At 58.8% G+C, this 18,889-nt stretch carries 12 protein-coding genes and 1 pseudogene; 8 read left to right on the top strand and 5 right to left on the bottom strand.

Going from position 1 to position 18,889, the window contains the following annotated elements:
* Positions 1–3,477 (top strand): Ig-like domain-containing protein (locus KQ940_RS11910; RefSeq protein WP_217413851.1); only part of this gene is annotated, 3,477 nt, incomplete at its 5' end.
* Between the two features lie 285 nt (positions 3,478–3,762).
* On the top strand, positions 3,763–5,046 hold the full coding sequence (locus KQ940_RS11905) for an NAD(P)/FAD-dependent oxidoreductase (protein WP_217413850.1): 1,284 nt from the start codon (positions 3,763–3,765) through the stop codon (positions 5,044–5,046).
* 50 nt (positions 5,047–5,096) lie between these two features.
* Here KQ940_RS11905 and dinB read toward each other — a convergent pair whose 3' ends face one another.
* Positions 5,097–6,140, bottom strand: a complete 1,044-nt coding sequence (dinB, locus tag KQ940_RS11900) for a DNA polymerase IV (protein ID WP_217413849.1) — start codon at positions 6,138–6,140, stop codon at positions 5,097–5,099.
* Positions 6,141–6,450: 310 nt separating this feature from the next.
* On the opposite strand from dinB, the pseudogene KQ940_RS23220 reads away from it, so the two are divergent.
* Positions 6,451–6,960 (top strand): annotated as a pseudogene (locus KQ940_RS23220) (methyl-accepting chemotaxis protein); the annotation flags it as partial.
* 36 nt (positions 6,961–6,996) lie between these two features.
* Positions 6,997–7,386, top strand: a complete 390-nt coding sequence (locus tag KQ940_RS23215; RefSeq protein WP_246590022.1) for a CZB domain-containing protein — start codon at positions 6,997–6,999, stop codon at positions 7,384–7,386.
* Between the two features lie 8 nt (positions 7,387–7,394).
* Here KQ940_RS23215 and KQ940_RS11890 read toward each other — a convergent pair whose 3' ends face one another.
* Positions 7,395–7,721 carry a hypothetical protein gene (locus KQ940_RS11890; protein ID WP_217413847.1) on the bottom strand — a complete coding sequence of 109 codons (327 nt, stop codon included), beginning with the start codon at positions 7,719–7,721 and terminating at the stop codon, positions 7,395–7,397.
* Positions 7,722–8,025: 304 nt separating this feature from the next.
* Here KQ940_RS11890 and KQ940_RS11885 point away from each other — a divergent pair, with 304 nt between their 5' ends.
* The gene (locus KQ940_RS11885) at positions 8,026–11,067 is read left to right on the top strand and encodes an EAL domain-containing protein (protein ID WP_217413846.1); all 3,042 of its coding nucleotides are present in this window, start codon (positions 8,026–8,028) and stop codon (positions 11,065–11,067) included.
* Positions 11,068–11,074: 7 nt separating this feature from the next.
* On the opposite strand, the gene KQ940_RS11880 is transcribed toward KQ940_RS11885, so the two are convergent.
* On the bottom strand, positions 11,075–12,091 hold the full coding sequence (locus KQ940_RS11880; RefSeq protein ID WP_217413844.1) for an adenosine deaminase: 1,017 nt from the start codon (positions 12,089–12,091) through the stop codon (positions 11,075–11,077).
* Positions 12,092–12,337: 246 nt separating this feature from the next.
* Between KQ940_RS11880 and KQ940_RS11875 the strand changes: the two genes are divergently transcribed.
* Positions 12,338–15,130: a bifunctional diguanylate cyclase/phosphodiesterase gene (locus KQ940_RS11875; protein ID WP_217413843.1), complete on the top strand. Its 2,793-nt coding sequence runs from the start codon at positions 12,338–12,340 to the stop codon at positions 15,128–15,130.
* On the opposite strand, the gene KQ940_RS11870 is transcribed toward KQ940_RS11875, so the two are convergent.
* The gene (locus tag KQ940_RS11870) at positions 15,079–15,990 is read right to left on the bottom strand and encodes a helix-turn-helix domain-containing protein (protein WP_217413842.1); all 912 of its coding nucleotides are present in this window, start codon (positions 15,988–15,990) and stop codon (positions 15,079–15,081) included. The two genes, KQ940_RS11875 and KQ940_RS11870, sit on opposite strands and share 52 nt — an antisense overlap.
* Before the next feature lie 152 nt (positions 15,991–16,142).
* Here KQ940_RS11870 and KQ940_RS11865 point away from each other — a divergent pair, with 152 nt between their 5' ends.
* On the top strand, positions 16,143–16,544 hold the full coding sequence (locus KQ940_RS11865; RefSeq protein WP_217413841.1) for a protocatechuate 3,4-dioxygenase: 402 nt from the start codon (positions 16,143–16,145) through the stop codon (positions 16,542–16,544).
* On the top strand, positions 16,537–17,382 hold the full coding sequence (locus tag KQ940_RS11860) for a class III extradiol dioxygenase family protein (protein ID WP_217413840.1): 846 nt from the start codon (positions 16,537–16,539) through the stop codon (positions 17,380–17,382). The genes KQ940_RS11865 and KQ940_RS11860 overlap by 8 nt, the downstream gene beginning before the upstream one ends.
* 19 nt (positions 17,383–17,401) lie before the next feature.
* Here KQ940_RS11860 and KQ940_RS11855 read toward each other — a convergent pair whose 3' ends face one another.
* Positions 17,402–18,835, bottom strand: a complete 1,434-nt coding sequence (locus KQ940_RS11855) for an HD domain-containing phosphohydrolase (protein WP_217413839.1) — start codon at positions 18,833–18,835, stop codon at positions 17,402–17,404.
* Between the last annotated feature and the right edge of the window lie 54 nt (positions 18,836–18,889).

Genomic DNA, 18,889 nt, shown 5'->3' with positions numbered 1-18,889 from the left:
GTGACGCTGGGCGTCGAGTTTACCGCCGAGGCGCTGGACGACTACATCGCCGACAACGGCGAGACCTACAGCGTGGGTGCGAGCAACTACAGCAATGCCGCGGCGTACGAGAGCGTCGTCTACGGCGAGGCGGTGACCACCACCATCATCGACGACAACGACAGCGCCTATACCTTCCAGCTGTTCGCGGTGGTCGATGGCAATAACGTCGCCACCAACAGCATTGCCGAAGATGGCGGTGAGGGTGAATACATCGTGCTGGCGGTCGACGGCGACGGCAACCCGCTGGCAACCCAGCCGGGCGGTACCCTGACCGTCAACGTCGGTACCGAAGGCGACAGCGCGACCCGTGGCGACGACTACAGCTCGAACGCAACCGTCACCGCCACCGTGGGCACCAGCTTCACCATCGCGGCGGTCGACGATGCGCTGGCCGACAACGGCGAGAGCTTCACGTTGAGTCTGGGTCATGACTGGAGCGAAGCGGCCGACTACGAAACCGTCACCTACAGCGACGCTATCGTCACCACCACCATCGTGGATGAAGCGCCGGAAACTGCGCTTGATGCGTACGAAACCGATGAGGATACGACGCTGACCATTTCGACGGCTGCCGATGGTGTATTGGGCAACGATACCGCCGAAGGTAGCCTGACGATCACCTCGAACACCGATCCGGCTCATGGCACGCTGACCCTGAACGGCGATGGTACCTTCACCTATACGCCGGATCAGGATTACAGTGGAGCCGACTCGTTTACCTATACCGCGGTAGACGGCAATGGTGTTGCGACCGAGTCGACCACCGTGAATATCCAGGTCAACCCGGTGACGGATACACCGACCGTTGAGCTGACGCTGACGCAGGTTACGAACTCAGAGCTTTACGCGGCGGATCTGTTCAATGTGCTGAGCAACCCGGATGGTCTGGATGGAAATCCGCTGGGCTTCACGGTAGCGGCGTATAACGCTTCGGGCGAGCAGACCGATATCTCCATTCGCTATCAGGACGAAAATGGCGTTGAGTTGAACCCCACCGGTTTTGGGGTGGCGGATTACGTCGGGGAGCCAGGCTGGGGCGACGCATCGGAAATCGAGCAGGGCGAGCTGCTGGTGGTGGATCTGGATACACCCGCCACATCGGTAACCTTCCAGGTCGCCTGGCTTCGTGGTGATAGCGAAAGCAATGAGGAAACGGCTGAATACACGATCAAGTACACGGACGGCAGCACCGAGACGTTCTCCATCAGCGGCATGGACCCGCTGGCGTTGAACGATGACGGTGTGGCCGATCGAGTGGGGCAGCCGATCACCGTTGAGGCCGATCCTGGCAAGATGATCGAGGGTATCGAGTTCGGTGTGCCTGAAGATGGCAAAAGTGACTTCCTGTTGCACAGTGTCTCCTATGAGTCTGCCTCAACAGCCTACTCTGTCGACATCACGGCCACTCCGACCGACACGGACTATTCCGAGAGTATTACTCACCTGATCGTGACCACGCCGGAAGGTGTCGAGCTTTCTGATAGTCAGTGGCTGGGAACGGAAAACGGCGTCAGCACCTGGGAGCTGCTGCTTACCGACGCAGACGGATATACCGGTCCGACGGTAGAGGTGGACCCGGAAACCGGCGTTGTGACCGTCAGCGGCCTTACGCTGACCGTGCCGGCCGATTATGAAGGCGAGCTTACCGTGACTGCGACCGCGACGGCGTATGACCCGGGTGCAGCAGCTACCGCCGAGGACTCCGACAGCGAAACGCTCACCATCGAACCGACACCGGACAACGACGTCTCCATTACCCTGAGCGGCGATGCGGTGATCGTCGATGAAGACGATCTGCCGGCCGGTTCCGATGCCGACAAGGAATCGACCACTCAGCAGGGCACGTTCACCATCAGTGCTTTGGATGGTGTCGCGAGCCTGACGGTAGAGGGAGTCGAAGTGGTCGCTGGAGTTAGCTCATATCCGGTCGAGATTACGACTACTCTCGGCAATACGTTGTCGATCACCGCTTACGATGCCGATACCGGTGTGGTGACCTACACCTATACCCTGAACGATAGCGAGTCACATGCGACGGCACAGGGAGAAAACAGCCTGTCGGAGCAGTTCGCCATCCGCCTGGAAGATACTGATGGCGATGTGGCAACCGACACGCTGTCAGTTCAGATCATCGATGATGTAGCGACCGCTGCGGACGACGTGGCTGCTGCCTCGGTTACCTCCAGTCTGGCTGTGGATCAGAGTAAGACAGTGGATGCGACCGGCTCGGCAACGGGTAGTGTACTGGACAACGATGAACAGGGGGCCGACGGTGCCCTGGTTACCTCCGTATCCGTTAATGGCGGCTCGGGTGTGCAGGTCAGCGCCAGCGGCACAACCAGCATTGCCGGAAGCTACGGCACGTTGACTATCCAGAGCAATGGTGAGTACACCTACCAGCCGTTGGCCAGCGTCAATCAGGTGGTTGACTTGAGCCAGGCGGGAGTTGTGGGCGCCTACGGGGATGGCGTCAACCCGATCTCTGCAACAGGGTTGGATCTTGACCTTACAGCCAATGCCCTGGTGGATACCCACAACGCGACCGGGGGCTCATCCAGCAAGGTGGGCTATGGCGTCGATGACAGCCAGGGCGCGACAACGATCGATGGCGGCGAGACCTTGCTGGTCAACTTGGGCGGCGAGATCAATGGCGCCTTTAGCTTCTCCATCGGCGAAGCGAACGCGGGACCGACGGGAGAGGCCGGTATCACATGGTTTGCCTTTGATGGTGAGGGTAATCTGGTCGAATCGGGTACCGTAGGGGGGAGTGACCTGACCAGCGATGGTACCTACAGCAGCGGCCCGATCACGTTGTCGGACGGTGTTCAGTATCTGGCGTTCCAGTACGAAGGCAGCGGCAGCGGCTATACGCTGACCGATGTCAACATCGAGCAGCCGCGTGGCACAGACCTGTTTGCCTACGCCATCACCGATGGTGACGGCGATACCAGCGAGGCTACACTGACCCTGACCACCGACGAGAACCTGACCGGTAGCGGTGATGACGATCGCCTGCTCACAGGCGACGGTGACGATACGCTGCATGGTGGCGTCGGCAACGATATCCTGGTCGGCGGTGCCGGTGACGACATCCTGTTCGGCGACGAAGGCGCGGATATCTTCGTGTGGAAAGCCGGTGATGAAGGCGTAGCGGGTTCCCCTGCAGTGGACACCGTCAAGGACTTCAGTGTTGCCGAGGGCGATATCATAGATCTGACCGATCTGCTGGATCATGACGGCAGCAATACCATCAACGCCGATAACCTGGACGCTTATCTGAAGGCAAGCTTCGATGGCACCAACACCACTATCGAGGTGTACACCGGTGGCGATGCCAACAGTGGTGGTTCTGCTGCGCAGACCATCGTGGTGAATGGTGATGTTGAAGATCTGAATGCTTTGTTGAGCAGTGGCAATCTGCATGTCGACGGCTGAGTGTAGACACTGCATGTGATCGCTGTATCTGTACCCGGTTGAGAGAGGTGGCGGTATCCGCCACCTTCTCCAAATCCGGGCGAACCAAAACCCGAAAGAAAACCCAACCGACAGTGGTTGGGTTTTTTATTGCCTGGCGTTCTGAAACCGGTCAAAGCGTCTGTCCACACTCCGGTAACCACCGGGAGAAAGGTTCTATCGACCTTGCGGTTACCGCTTGCTTATTATATTAGTAAGTACTAAATTAAGTTTACTTAATAGAATAACAATGACTCTGGGGGGCGTATGGCGGATATCGTGATTATCGGTGCAGGCATTGGTGGGGTGCCGATGGCCTATGAAATGAAAGCGCTGGCGCGTCCGGAGGACCGGGTTATTGTTGTCAGCGACAAGGATTACTTTCATTTTGTGCCCTCCAACCCCTGGATCGCGGTGGACTGGCGCCAACGCGAAGATATCGTACTGCCGATCGACAAACCCCTGGCGAAGAAGAAGATCGAACTGGTGGTGGCCGGCGTTACCAAGGTCGTGCCCGAGTCAAACCGGATCGAATTGGCAGATGGCAGAACCCTTGGATACGACCACCTCGTTATAGCTACCGGCCCGCGTCTGGCATTTGACGAGATCGAGGGGCTCGGCCCGCAGGGCTATACCCAGTCGATCTGCCACGTCGATCATGCCGAAGTGGCCCGCGACAAGTGGATGGAGTTCACCGCCAATCCGGGCCCCATTATCGTGGGGGCTGTGCAGGGGGCGTCCTGTTTCGGCCCCGCTTACGAGTTTGCCTTCATCATGGATAAGGATCTGCGCAATCGCAAGATACGCGACAAGGTGCCGATCACCTTTGTCACGCCCGAGCCCTATATCGGTCATCTTGGCCTCGATGGCGTTGGCGACAGTAAAAGCATGCTGGAATCAGAGCTGCGTCAGCACCATATCGACTGGATCTGCAATGCCAAGGTGGACCGAGTCGAGGATGGCGTGATGCACGTGATCGAATGCGACGAGCAGGGGCAGGAGAAGAAACGTCATGCGTTACCGTTCAGCTACTCGATGATGCTGCCGGCCTTTACCGGCATCGATGCGGTACGCGGTGTCGAGGGACTGGTCAATCCAAGGGGGTTCATCCTGATCGATGAGCATCAGTGCAACCCGACCTATCGCAATATCTGGGGGATAGGTGTGGCGGTTGCCATTGCCCCGAAAAAACCGACACCGGTGCCGACCGGGGTGCCAAAGACCGGCTTCATGATCGAGAGTATGGTGACCGCCACGGCACACAATATCAGGTCGCGGTTGGATGGTAAGGATGCCAGCGCGGAAGCGACCTGGAATGCGGTCTGTCTGGCCGATATGGGCGATACCGGTATCGCCTTCGTGGCGATGCCGCAGATCCCGCCGCGCAACGTGAGCTGGATGAAAAAGGGCAAGTGGGTACACCTGGCCAAGGTCGGGTTCGAGAAGTACTTCATGCGCAAGATCAGTCACGGCAACTGCGATCCGATCTATGAAAAGATGGTGCTGAAATCGCTCGGTATCGAGAAACTGAAGAACGAATCAGGGATATGAGGCCGGCCGTGGTGCAAGTCCGAGACCTGATGTAAAGGTGGCGATCCGGTTTACAGATCGAGACTCAGCTGGCGTATCGTCGTCTCTTCATTCAGGCTGACGCTGATGCCGACCAGTCGGACGCGCCGGCCTACGGCGCGTTGCCAGGCGGTGTGCAGGATGGGGTCGAGAATATCGGCACTGATGCGATCGCTTTGGCCTGCTGCCGTGGTTTGCTGAAAGTCGTGAAACTTCAGTTTGATCGTCACTCCTTTGAACGTCCGGCCACGCAAACGCTGCATCAGTTCGGGCAGCAGGCCGTTCAATACCGCAGCGCACTGAGCTTCGGTGCGCAGGTCCTGGGCCAGGGTGGTTTCCACGCCAACCGATTTACGAATGCGTGAGGGTTGTACCGGCCGCTCGTCGATACCGCGAGCCCGTTGATATAGGCTGTGGCCGAACTTGCCAAACCTGTCCGTCAGTTCGGTCAGTGACCAGGACAGAATGTCACGGCCATGATGCAACCCCATCTGCTCCAGTTTTTCCGCCGTTCGCGGCCCCACTCCGGGCAGTTTGCGCAGGGGGAGGGCGGCAACAAACGCCGCTGCCTGGTCTGGCGTGATGACAAATTGCCCGTTGGGTTTGTTCTCTTCGGATGCGATTTTGGCGAGGAACTTGTTAGGCGCCACGCCGGCCGAGGCGGTGAGCCCGGTTTCCGCCAGAATCTCGGCGCGAATCTGTTCGGCGATCAGCGTGGCGCTGCCGTGGCAGACCTGGCACTCGGTGACATCCAGATAGGCTTCATCCAGCGACAGCGGTTCCACCAGATCGCTGTAGCGGGCAAAGATCGCACGGATCTGCGCGGATACCTCCTTGTACACCGACATCCGTCCCGGCAGTAGGATCAGCTGCGGACAGCGCCTTAGCGCTTCCGCACTCGGCATCGCCGAGTGCACGCCATACTTGCGTGCTTCATAGCTGCAGGTGGAGATAACGCCGCGTGAGTCGGCTTTGCCGCCCACGGCGATCGCTTTACCGCGAAGCTCGGGATTATCGCGGATCTCCACTGATGCATAGAACGCATCCATGTCGATGTGGATGATTTTGCGCTGCATTTCAGATAGATACCCCGGTTAGGGCTCGCTCCTTCTGCTTCTTGCGGACTTTTAAAGGTGGACGTGCATTTAACGCTGGTTATCCCAGGAGCGGGCAGTTTACACTGCTAATGCACCGACTATAGCCTCAGGAGACTAGGACGTGTTTTTTGCAAGAAACAATAATAATCAGCAGTTACTCGCCCTTGAAGAAAAACTCACCGCCACTGCCAATGAAAATACACGTCTAGAGCAGGAAAATCAGTTTCTCCAGCAGCGCATTCGAGAGTTGGAGCAGGCGGGGCAAGCCAGTGCCAATTTTGAGCAGAAGATGTGTGGCGCCTGGATACGAGGCGGTGCGCTGATTCACAAGACTAGAGAGAGCCTGGCGGGCAATGCGACAGCCCTGCTCAAGGAGCGTGACGCGCTGGCGGAATCCCGCTCCATATTCGAGGAGAGCCGTGCCGCGGTAGAGCTCATCCTCGAGCGCGTTCAGCATATTCGTGACAGCTCGAATCAGGGCAGTCGCCGATTGTCTGAGCTGGTCGAGCTGACGGCGAAGATCGAAAAGTTCGTTTCGGTGATTGCCGATATCTCGGATCAGACCAACCTGTTGGCGCTGAATGCGGCGATCGAGGCGGCGCGTGCCGGCGAATCCGGGCGCGGCTTCGCCGTGGTTGCAGACGAGGTGCGCAATCTTGCGCGCAAGGCCAGCGATGCCAGTGGCGAGATCGCCAATCTGGTGACGCGGATAACACACAGCACCGGCGGCGCCAGTGAGGATATCGACACGGTTAAGCTCTCCAGTGACGAAGTGGTCGCTTCTGCCGAGCAGATTCGCAGTGGCGTCGCCCAGGTGGTCGATCTGTCGGATCACATGCATAGGGTGATCTGCAGCAGTGCTACCGAGGCGTTTTTCGAGACGGTGAAGCTTGATCATGTGGCGTGGAAAAACAGTATCTACGACAGCATTATCTCCGGGCGGCTGGACAGCGCCCAGGCGGTTGCCGATCACACCTCCTGCCGCCTTGGACAATGGTATTACGCTGGCGAAGGCGTCAAGGCGTACTCCGGTTTACACAGCTTCTCGCGTCTGGAGCAACCCCATGAACAGGTGCACCGGTCGGGTCTCGCGGCATTGCATGCCGCCCGTGACAAGCAGGTCGACCAGGTGATCAGGCACCTGGCTCAGATGGAAGAGGCGAGTCTGAAGGTCGGTGAGTTGATCGGTGAAATGGCGCGCGAGGCGGCACGCGCGTCCCGCTGAGGCGGCGACTAGCCCTGGCTGTCCTCCCAAACCTCGCGCAGGGGTTCGCCGAAATCGTCGTAGATGATTTTTTTACGCGGCTTCGGTTTGCCACTACCCTTGCGCTCGGGTTTGGCTTGCCTGCGGCGGGCGTCGATTGCGGCCAATACGTCCATCGCCGGAGTCCGCGACTGTACCGGACGCCCGTCACTGAAAGGCGCTCGCAACACGGCCCCATCCACCAGTCCGCTGGCGCCTGGACGTACATGCTTTATCTCACCGCCATCCTGTACGTACTCCTGCACCTGCTTTTCGAGTTCGCGGCGGATGTCGGCTTTGGTCTGGCGTTTGTTCATCGATTAATTATGCATGATCTGGCCGCAAGGGGGCACTCCTCCTGCAGGGGGATCCCCGGTGCCTGGTCAATAGTTGGTCCAGCGAACGACAAAACGATGTTTATACGTCGGCTTATAGTAACAAAACCGACTAAGATTGACTTAAGTCAACTCGATAGATGTTGATAGATCTGCTGCTACTCTAGTATTGACGGCTCTAACGGAAGGGGTTGTATTGGTGGACCATCGGGAAAACAGAAGTGGCAGTAGACTCTGTGGCCTGTTTGCCGCAGCAGTTGTCGTTAGCATCGCGATGGTCTGGGTCATGAGCGACGATTTTGTCGTCAATCTCCTGATCACACTCTCCATGCTCCTGTTCGCGGCGATTGGCTGCATTCAGCTCGGTCGCCAGCGCCAAATCGTCGCCGAGTCGAGGCAAGACAGATTGACCCGAGGGTGTCGCGATCTGCCCTATATCGGTGTTTCACTGATCAATCTGGACGATGATTGCTGGGCCTGGAACAACGACACGCTGGGGGATTTCCTCGGTACCGATCCGCAGATGCTCTCCTGGGATCTGTTCATGAGCACGCTCGATACAGCGGAACGCAAGCGGGCGGAGGAGGTTTATCTCCGCTTCAAGCGTGGCGATGAAACGCATCTCCATATAGAGCATCCCATCTACCGATTGAACGATGGTGCGCAACGCTGGATCGAGGTGGATCTTCATCCTGTCACCGATATCGATGGTCAACGCTATCTGCTGGCGATGACGCGTGACATTACCGAGCATCGCCAGGCACTCGCTTCCCTGCAACGTCAGCGTGACCTTTACGAAACCCTGTCGCAGACCAACAAAATCATCGTACGCTCCCGCGATCCACAGGCGATGCTAGATGAAATATGTACCGTCGCGATTAAGCACGCGCAGCTCAGTCATGCCTGGGTGGGGCGTATCGACGATGGGAAAATTACTCCCCTGGCCTGGTCCAGCGAAGATCTATTGTCATTGCAAAAGGTGTTTGAGGGGCTGGATCAACTTGATGAGTCCACCCCGACCTCGACGGCATTGCGCGAGGGGCGGGTCAGCGTATGCAATGATGTGACGCTGAGTAGCTGGAACGCATCGACCCAGGCACTGGCGGCCGCCGGGAAAATTGCCTCCATCGCCGCCTTTCCTCTGTATCAGGAGGGGGCTCTGGTCGGAAATCTGACGCTTTACTCCAGTGAGAAGGATTTCTTCGATACCCTGGTGTTGCGGACGCTCGCCGAAATTGCCGGCGATATCGGCTACGCCCTGGGTAATATCGAGCGCCAGCAGAAGATGGCGACCGCCCGCCAGATTATCGAAGCCAGTCCTGTCGTCGTCTTGCGTTGGTCGCTGCACTCCCGTCACCGTCTGCTCTTCGCCAGCGAGAATATTCTGCGCTGGGGCTACCGGGCCGCCGACCTGCAGGATAGCTCGTTGATGCAGCTGGTAGCGGAGGCCGATAGAGCGCGCGTCGAGTCGCTGATCGGCACTATGGCGGCCGGCGGTGAGCATCTGGCCCAGAGCCGGTTTCGCATCCTGACCGGAGAGGGAGAGGAGCGTTGGGTCGAGGCACAGATCATCTCCCACCGCTCTGCGCAGGAAGCCACCTATATGGAAGCGGTGGTGCGCGATGTGCATGCGCGCAAGCAGCATGAGGATCGGCTCAATCTGGCGGCTGCCGTGTTTAGCAGTACGCGGGAGGGGGTGGTCATAACAGACGGTCAACAGCGTATTATCGAGGTCAACCCGGCGTTCACCAGCCTGCTTGGATACACACAGGATGAGGTCGTTGGCAGGACGCCGCACCTCTTCAGTTCCGGACGACACGATGCCGAGTTTTACAGCGCGATGTGGCAGGCGTTGGATCGGCAGGGGAGATGGCAGGGTGAGATCTGGAACCGCCGCCGTGACGGGCAGCTGATTCCGGAGCTGCTCAGTATCACCAGAGTTGACGATCCGGATGGTGGCGAGCGCCGATATGTGGGGGTGTTCGCGGATATCACCGAGCTTAAGCGCTCCAGTGAACGGATCGACTATCTGGTGCACACCGATGCGGTGACGGAACTGCCCAACCGCACCGAGCTGCTGGCGATGCTGGATCAGGCGCTGAAGATCGCCAGTCGCCATTCGCGAGCGGTGGCGCTGCTGATACTGGATCTGGATCACTTCAAGGATATCAACGACAGTTATGGCCACGGTATCGGTGATGAGCTGCTTAAACAGGTTGCCGCCCGTTTGCGCGCGCATCTGCGCGCCAGCGACTCGCTGGCGCGGTTGGGAGGCGATGAGTTTGCGGTATTGCTGACGGAGCTGGCGCGGCATATCGATGCCGCCGATATCGCCCAGGAGTTGATCAAACTGATGTCGGAACCGTTCCGACTCAGCATCGGTGCGGAGATACAGTCCGGCGTCAGCATCGGTATCAGCGTTAATACGGATGGAGAGGCGATCGACACTCAGGAGATGCTTAAACAGGCGGATGCCGCACTCTATCGCGCAAAGTCCCTGGGACGCGGCTCCTACAGTTTCTACGCGAAGGAGCTCTCCGACCGGGCCGCTCACCGCGTGGAGATGGAGGTCCGCCTGCGCAGGGCGTTTGCGATGGAGCAACTGGAGGTGTTCTACCAACCCCAGGTGGATATCGTCAGCGGTCGGATCATCGGTGCCGAGGCCCTGCTGCGCTGGCATGACAGTGAGCGCGGCTATATCCCGCCGGATCAGTTCATTCCGTTGGCAGAACAGTCGGAACTGATCGTCAAACTGGCTAACTGGGTACTCGAGCAGGTGTGTCGGCAGGGCAGGGCCTGGTTGGATCAGGGGTATGCGCCTTTGCGACTTGCGGTGAACCTGTCGCCCAATCAGCTGCGCAATGCCGAGCTGATCGAACATATCGATGCCACCCTTAAAACCACGGGTTTTCCTGCCGGGCAGCTGGAACTGGAGCTTACCGAGGGCACGTTGATGCATGATCCTGAGCAGGCCGCGGAACGGTTGAATCAGTTGTGTAACCTGGGTATCTCGATCTCCCTGGATGATTTCGGTACCGGATACTCCTCCCTCGCCTATCTCAAGCGTTTCCCACTGTCGGTGCTGAAGATCGACAAATCCTTTACCAGCGGACTACCGCAGGATCTGGAGGACTGCGCGATCTCCCGCACAGTGGTGGCGATGGGGCATGCGCTCGGTATGAGCGTGCTGGCCGAGGGGGTGGAAACCGAGCAGCAACTGGCCTATCTGCGCGATCAGGGCTGTGACGTTTATCAGGGTTACCTGTGCAGTCCCGCCGTACCGGCGCAGCAGTTCATCGAACTGCTGGCGTCGAGTCAGGAGCGGTGACTCCGACTTAGTGTACTTGGGCTAGCTGGTCCAGTCGGGCCAGGTGGAGACTCAGACTGTCATTGTCCAAAAAGCTGGAGATGAGGCTGTTGCGGGCCAGTTGAACGGCCTGCGCTTTGGTCATCCCCAGCGCATCGCGCACGGCGCAGTAATTGTCCAGCAGATAGCCGCCAAAATAGGCCGGGTCATCCGAGTTGATCGTGACGCGCATGCCCCGGTCGAGCAGTTGCATGATGTTGTGCTCCGACATGTCGGAGAATACCTTCAACCGGGTGTTGGACAGCGGACAGACGGTCAGCGGAATCTGCTGATCGATGAGCCGTTGCACCAATGCCGGATCCTCAGCGCAACGCACCCCGTGATCGATACGCACCACCTTCAACAGATCCAGTGCCTGCACAATGTAGTCCGGCGGGCCCTCCTCACCGGCATGAGCGACGGTTTTCAGGCCCAACGCTCTGACCTGATCGAACACGCGTTGAAACTTCTCTGGTGGATTGCCTTTCTCCGAGCTGTCCAGACCGACAGCAACAAAATGCTCGCGCCAGGGGAGCGCCTGTTGCAGCGTGACCACCGCGTCCTCTTCACTCAGGTGGCGCAGAAAGCTCAGGATCAGGCAACTGCTGATCCCCCAGCGCTCCTTGCCGTCGGCCAGCGCGCGCAGGATGCCGCGGAATTGGGTTGCCATGGTGATGGCGCGGGCGGTGTGGGTTTGGGGGTCGAAAAAGGGCTCCACATGCACCACACCATCCTGGGCGCAGCGTTCAAGATAGGCCAGGGTCAGGTCGTAGAAGTCCTGTTCGGTCTGTAACACCGCAGCGCCCTGGTAATAGAGATTGAGGAAGTCCTGGAGATTACCGAAGTCATAGGCGTTACGGAGCGCCTCTACGCTGTCATAGGGCAGGGAGATGCCGTTGCGCTCGGCCAGGGTGAACATCAGCTCCGGCTCCAGGGTGCCTTCCAGGTGCAGATGCAGTTCTGCCTTGGGCAGGGTACGCAGCAGCTCAGTATCGATATTGTCCATGATCATCTCTCCGGCGGTACAGCAAGACACTTGCGTGTGGTTATTTTCCAGTTTATAGCAGTGTGGCGTGAAAGCGGTATCGAACCTGTCCCAAAGGCCGTATTTTTATGTGCTTACATTATGTAATATGCATGCAATACAGACATTTAAACAATAACTTATGTGAATGGTGAGCGGGAGAGTGAGCCCACCCTAAGGAGCATTGTGTACTCCGGACTTTATCGCACAGTTGGACAGATCCTAGCGTTGGCGCTGACGTACCTGTTAGCCGCCTTTCTGATCACCGGGCAGGGGATGCACCAACAGATCATGCCATTCTGGGCGCCTGCCGGAATCGCATTGGGAGCGGTTTTGCGTTTTGGACCGGCCGTACTGCCCGGCGTACTGCTCGGTAGCCTCGGCTTCAACCTGTGGATACCGCTGACCTGGCACGACGCCCTGACCCTGTCCAATGTGCTGACCGCTCTGGCCATCGGTTCCGGAGCGATGATCCAGGCCAGCGTCGCCGCTGCCCTTATCCACCGTTTCAATGCCTACCCGCTGACACCTGAAAACGGCCGCTCATTGGCTGTTTACGCGCTGATTGCCGGCCCCTTGAGTTGCCTTATCAACTCAACTCTGGGTACCTCCGTCGTCTATTTCGTCAATGATGCCGGCGGCAGTGCCGGGTTCCTGAAGGACTGGCTGCTCTGGTGGGGCGGCGACAGTTTCGGCGCCATCGTGTTGGCACCGGTGGTCTTGGCTCTGTTGCCCGAGCGTAAAACCGATAAAAAGCGGCGCAGGTCTCTGGTGGCCAGACTGGTCGGTATCGTCGGCCTGGTGCTGCTGCTCAATCACCTGCTGATGCTGCGTCTGGACAGCCAACTGAGGCGTGACTTCCAACGCGATACCCGGTTGGTGGAAGCCCATCTGTTCTCGGCAATACAGAAGAACTTTGCCGATCTCGCCTATCTGGGACAACGTTTTTCAGAACCCGGTGGAATGACGCCGGATCAGTTTCGTGCCCGGGTGGCACAACTGACCGCCGATAACCCCAGTGTCAGGGCCTACTCCTGGGATCCGGTGGTTCAAGTCGAACAGCGACAGGCGTTCGAGCGGGCCACGGCGCAGATGCTGGGAGAGCCGGATTACGCAATCTACGGCGAGTCATTGATGGCGGACGATCCGTTGATTCCTGTGCAGATGGTAGAGCCGCGTGAACTGAACCGCAGAGCGTTGGGGTTCAACCTGTTATCGATAGACGACCGGCGGCGCTCGGTCATGCTCGCACAAAACAGCGGTCAACCGGTGGTCACCGAAGTGCTCAATCTGACTCAGGCGCCGGATCAGCCGGGCTTTCTGATTCTGCACCCGGTGTACCGCATGATTGGCGAGTACGGGCCTCTGCAGCGGCAGCGGGAGCTGGCGGGATTCATGGTCGGTGTGTTTACCGTATCGCAGTTGCTCGGCGGTGCGCTGGAAGGAGCGGATATCCACGATATTCGCCTCAGGCTAAAGGAGCAGGGGGCGGATCTGCCGTTCTTCTCCAACTTCCCCGAATCCGGCTTTGACGGTCTGTTTGGTCGGTTTGAGCTTCAGGTCGGCCAGCGAGTCTGGCAGGCGGAAGCCGCGCCGGGACCCGATTACATGGCGGGTAACCCATCGGGCAATGCCACCGATATGCAGCTGTTACTGGTGTTGAGCGCGGCGATCGGTACGTTACTGGTGCTATCGATGCACGACCGAGAGCGGATCCTGATGGATGAGGTGGATCGGCAAACCCGATCGCTGGCCTACCAGGCTCGGCATGACGATCTAACCGGCCTGCCTAATCGCAGTCACCTGATCGAGACGATTCGCAAGCGGGTGGAAGATCCCCAGAGTCTGCCCTTCTCGGTGCTGTTTATCGATCTGGATCGATTCAAATTGATCAACGACAGCCTCGGTCATCAGGCGGGGGATCGGATGCTGCAGAAACTGGCGCAGTTGCTGACGGCACGCCTGCCCAAAAACAGCCTGCTGTTCCGGATGGGGGGCGACGAGTTCATCCTGCTGGTCGAGGGCGATGTGCAGCAGGCCAGCATCGAGGCCGACCGGGTGCTGATCGCGACGACGCTGCCGCTGGAGCTCGATGACGTGCGGGTGCAGATCACCGCCAGTATCGGTATCAGCCACTACCCCGATCATGGAGTGGATCTCGGAACGCTGATCAAACATGCCGATACCGCCATGTACCGGGCCAAGGCACAGGGCAAGAACCGCTATGTGGTGTATAGCGAGGAGTTTTCCGATCAGGCGTTCCACTCCTTCTCGTTGGAGCAGGATCTGCGCGTTGCGTTGGATGAGCGGCAGTTGGTACTGCACTATCAGCCGCAATTCGATCTGAAAACGATGCAGCTGGTGGGTACCGAGGCGCTGGTGCGCTGGAACCATCCGACACGGGGCCTGCTGGCCCCCGGTCATTTCATCGAGATGGCCGAAGAAACGCAACTGATCATCCCGTTGGGCTGGCAGGTGATCGAACTGGTGTGCGATCAGATGAAGCATTGGGAGCAGCGGGGGATCAAGCCGCCGCAAGTGGCGATCAATATTTCACCTCAGCAGCTGCTGCAGATCGACTTCGTCGAGAAGCTCAATAAGCTGGTGGATGGCCGCGGGGTGCTGAGAACCAGCATCGAGCTGGAGATCACCGAACTGATGATCATGCAGGATCCCGATCTGGCGATGATGCAGCTGCATCGGTTGCGAGAGTCCGGCTACCGCATCGCGCTGGATGACTTCGGCACCGGTTACTCATCCCTCGACCGGCTCAAGTATCTGCCGTTGGACCGGCTCAAGATCGATCAGGCGTTTACCCGCGATATCGGCAAGAATCCGAAGGACGAAGCGGTCATCCTGACCATTATCGCGCTGGGGCGCAGCCTGGGTATCGAGGTGTTGGCCGAGGGGGTGGAAACCGAGAGTCAGCTTCGCTTCCTGGGAGAGCATGCCTGCAACAGCGTGCAGGGTTACCTGCTGGGGCGGCCGATTCCGGCCGAGGAGCTTTGCATCGATGTCTGATTACGTTGATGCCGGCGGAACTCACGTGGAGACTGGCCGCTGAGGCGGCGGAAAAAACGAGTGAAATACGCCGGGTCGGCGAAGCCCAACTGGTACGCGATTTCGCTGATCCTCAGGGCTGTGTAGATCAGGTAGCGACGGGCCTCCAACACGATTCGCTCATGCATGATCTGCAGGGCGTGACGCCCGGTCAACTCTCGACACAACTGGTTCAGATAGGGCGCCGTGATACCCAGCTCCTGGGCGTAGCTCTCTACCGTGCGCTGCATCACGTAGTCCCGGTTGACCCGATCCAGAAACTGCTGCAGATGCTCCTGCCCGCGGTGGCGGCGCGGTTGCTCGCCGACCTGGCCCGGCTGCAACCGGGCGATATTGATTGCCAGCAGATCGATCAGCGCCTGCAGTACCTGATCCCGATCCTTGTCCGGTGTGCGCCGGTACTCCTGTAACAGCATATCCATCAGTTGCTCGATCAGCCTGTCTTCGCTTGGCAGCCAGACCAGTGCGGTCTGCGCCAGCGCGCCCCCCGGTTGTCCGGCGCGTTCAAGACGGCTGGTCGCTACCGACAAGACGGTGCCCGAAACATCCGCCGACCAGCGGAAGTCATGCACACTCATCTGAGAGATAAGAATCAGCATCGGGGCCTCTATCTGCAGGGTCTGGCCGTCGATATTGGCCTCCCCGGAGCCAGAGCGCAGATAGAACACCTGGGATATGCCCGGATGACGGTGGGGACGGATCTTGAAATGGTGTTCGCGCGAGCGGGTGATCAGCGCTTCGCAATGCAGGTAATCCGGTGTCTGTTGCCAGCTCTGCTCGCCATAGAGCTGCACTGTTGGTATCGACTGCTCTTTCCGCATCATTCCGTCTCTTTATGTTTATCTTCGAAATGTACAGTTTTTTAATCCTTATGTCCCTTCAGCGTGAAGGGGTTTGTTTCCAGAATGGCACCTACGCAAGCACCGGCACCGCCCGGTGTGGATAAGGATAACAAGCAGGAGGTAAGTGCATCATGGTCTGGAACCGGCATGAATACGATGATATTCCCGGCACCTATGTGTTTGACGGCAAACGGGCAAATTCAGGTTACGCCTTGAATCGCATGGCGTTTTCTTTCAATTCCGAGGCGAATCGTAAAGAGTTCGCTGCCGATATGGACGCTTATTGTCGCAAGTACGGACTCAGCGACGAACAGCGCGAGGCGGTGCTCAATGGCGAGTTTCTCAAGCTGTTGCACCTGGGGTGCAATGTCTACTACCTGGCGAAGATCGCCGTGTTTCACGGATTAAATGTGCAAGATGCCGGTGCCGCCTTCCAGGGCATTACGGCAGATCAATTCAGACAGAAGCTGCTCGACCAGTCGGCCGGATTCCAGGATCGTCTGCAGCAGGAGGGGGGATACTGGCATGGCTAAGATCATTGGTGGACTGACCACTTCGCACATCCCGGCGGTAGGCAATGCTATGGCGAGCAAGCTGGAGCAGGACCCGTACTGGAAACGCTTCTTCGACGGCTATGAGCCGGTCAAGCAGTGGCTGGACGAGGTCAAGCCGGACCTGGCGATCATCGTCTACAACGACCACGGCTTGAACTTCTTCCTCGACAAGGTGCCGACCTTTGCCCTGGGATGTGCCGACAGCTATCAGAACGCGGATGAGGGCTGGGGGATTCCTGCCAGCGCCGACGTGCCGGGCGATGCGCAGTTCTCCTGGCACCTGGCCGAATCGCTGATCCGCCAGGAGTTCGACATCACCACCTGCCAGGAGATGCTGGTCGACCACGGCTTCATGGTGCCGATGAACCTGTTCTGGCGGCAATACGAGCAGTGGCCGGTGAAGGCGATCCCACTGGCAGTGAATACGGTACAGCATCCGCTGACCAGCGCCGCGCGCTGCTACAAGCTGGGCAAGGCGCTGCGCAAGGCGGTGGAGTCCTACCCGGAGGATATGAAGGTGGTGGTGATCGGCACCGGCGGTCTGTCGCACCAGCTGCAGGGCGAGCGGGCCGGCATTATCGACGTGGATTTCGATCTCAAATGCATCGACAAGATCATCAATGAGCCGCAATGGATGGCCGATCTGTCGAACGACTACATCATGGAGAAGGCGGGCACCGAAGGGATAGAGGTGATCATGTGGATGGTGATGCGCGGCGCGCTGACCGACAGGGTGGATGTGCTGCACAAACACTACCACGCGCCGATCTCCAATACCGGCGCCGGTGTTTTACTGCTGACTGACGCCGAGTCCTGAGTGGAACTCCTGAACTGAACTACCCGGCGCCCTCGGGCGCCGGGGTCTCCTCTCTGCTGCCTGCTGCCGGTTCGGCGGCTAGCGAATCTTCACACTTCAGATCCTCCCTGACCATGTCGATAAACTGGACGATCAGCTCGGGGTCGAACTGGCCCTGATGGCGTTCACGTTCGAGAATCGAGATCGCGATCTCCGCGCTCATCCCCTTGCGGTACACCCGGTCTCCGGTCATGGCATCCCAGGTATCGGCGATGGCCACGATCCGCGCCAACAGCGGAATCTCCTCGCCGGCGAGTCCGTCGGGATAGCCCTGGCCATCCCAGCGTTCATGGTGCCAGGCCGCGATCTCGGCAAAGGCGCGAAACCGGCTCAGTGGTTTCATGATGCTGGCGGTCATCGTCGGATGGCGGCGCATCTGTTGATACTCGTCGTCGTTCAGTGCCGAGGGTTTGTTGAGAATACCGTCCGGTATACCGATCTTGCCCAGGTCGTGCATCAGCGCGCCACGTTTGAGCAGCGAGAGCTCCTGCTCGTCGAGACCGATGCGCTGGCCGAGACGCACCGCAAAGCGCGATACTCGACCTGAGTGCTTGGCCGTATAGGGATCCTTGGCTTCCAGCGCCTGGGCCAGCGATTGCAGGGTTTCGATATAGCTCTGCTCCTGGGCTTCGAGCAGCTCCTGTACGCTCTGCGCCAGGTGGTTGATGCCCTGGCCGAGTTCACCGATCTCATCCTTCTGGTGCAGCTGGATGCGGGTCTCCATCCGGCCGGAGGAGAGCGCCCGAACCGTGGCGTGCAGGCGCTGGATCGGCCCGGTCAGGCGCAGGTGTACCAGCGCGCCGAGGGTGAGCAGCATCAGTATCGAGCTGATCAGTATCGAGTACCACATCGCCTGCTCGAACGGCCCGTCGAAGTGGCTGATCGCGGTCTTGATGCCGGTCAGGTTAACCTCGGCTTCCAGTCCCGCAATCCGCCCGTCGGGAAGATCGATCGGGACCATGTAGTCGGCTTTCACGGTTTCGTGATCGGCATCCCACTCATACTTTTCACCTAGCGACTGGCGTCGCTGGTGAATGACCTTGGCGTATTCACCACGGATCGGTTTGGCTGTCTTGTCGCCGGAGCTGTTGGCCAGGATATGGCCGTTACTGTCGAAGATATAGAGCTCCAGAATCTGCATCCTGTGCTGTGAGTCGTTCAGCGCCTTGCTCTCATGCGCCAGGCTTGGGTCGCTGATCTCGATACGACCCAGCTCCAGATTCCGGCCGAGACTCTGCAACAGGATGCCGAGCTGAGCGTTGGTTTCGCTAAGGAACGCCTCCTCCATCACCTCGTCGCTGCGTTGGATCATCAGCAGGCCGTTGACCAGAAGTATGGTGATAGCAAATAGCAGGAATCGGGCGGAAAGCGGGATACGGAACTTACCGCCGGTTGATGGGGAGCTGAAAGCCATTCCCTGACTCCGGGTTGCGAATAATAGACCTTACTATTGTGCGTGAATATCGGC

Source organism: Marinobacterium ramblicola, assembly GCF_019084545.1.
Classification (GTDB): Bacteria; Pseudomonadota; Gammaproteobacteria; order Pseudomonadales; family Balneatricaceae; genus Marinobacterium_D; species Marinobacterium_D ramblicola.
This window is presented reverse-complemented; position numbering and strand designations above follow the sequence as displayed.

Excerpts from the sequence above, each read along its gene's own strand:
- KQ940_RS11905 (WP_217413850.1), top strand. The coding sequence starts at position 3,763 with ATGGCGGATATCGTGATTATCGGTGCAGGCATTGGTGGGGTGCCGATG.
- dinB (WP_217413849.1), bottom strand. The coding sequence starts at position 6,140 with ATGCAGCGCAAAATCATCCACATCGACATGGATGCGTTCTATGCATCA.
- KQ940_RS23215 (WP_246590022.1), top strand. The coding sequence starts at position 6,997 with ATGCATAGGGTGATCTGCAGCAGTGCTACCGAGGCGTTTTTCGAGACG.
- KQ940_RS11890 (WP_217413847.1), bottom strand. The coding sequence starts at position 7,721 with ATGAACAAACGCCAGACCAAAGCCGACATCCGCCGCGAACTCGAAAAG.
- KQ940_RS11885 (WP_217413846.1), top strand. The coding sequence starts at position 8,026 with ATGAGCGACGATTTTGTCGTCAATCTCCTGATCACACTCTCCATGCTC.
- KQ940_RS11880 (WP_217413844.1), bottom strand. The coding sequence starts at position 12,091 with ATGGACAATATCGATACTGAGCTGCTGCGTACCCTGCCCAAGGCAGAA.
- KQ940_RS11870 (WP_217413842.1), bottom strand. The coding sequence starts at position 15,990 with ATGCGGAAAGAGCAGTCGATACCAACAGTGCAGCTCTATGGCGAGCAG.
- KQ940_RS11865 (WP_217413841.1), top strand. The coding sequence starts at position 16,143 with ATGGTCTGGAACCGGCATGAATACGATGATATTCCCGGCACCTATGTG.
- KQ940_RS11860 (WP_217413840.1), top strand. The coding sequence starts at position 16,537 with ATGGCTAAGATCATTGGTGGACTGACCACTTCGCACATCCCGGCGGTA.
- KQ940_RS11855 (WP_217413839.1), bottom strand. The coding sequence starts at position 18,835 with ATGGCTTTCAGCTCCCCATCAACCGGCGGTAAGTTCCGTATCCCGCTT.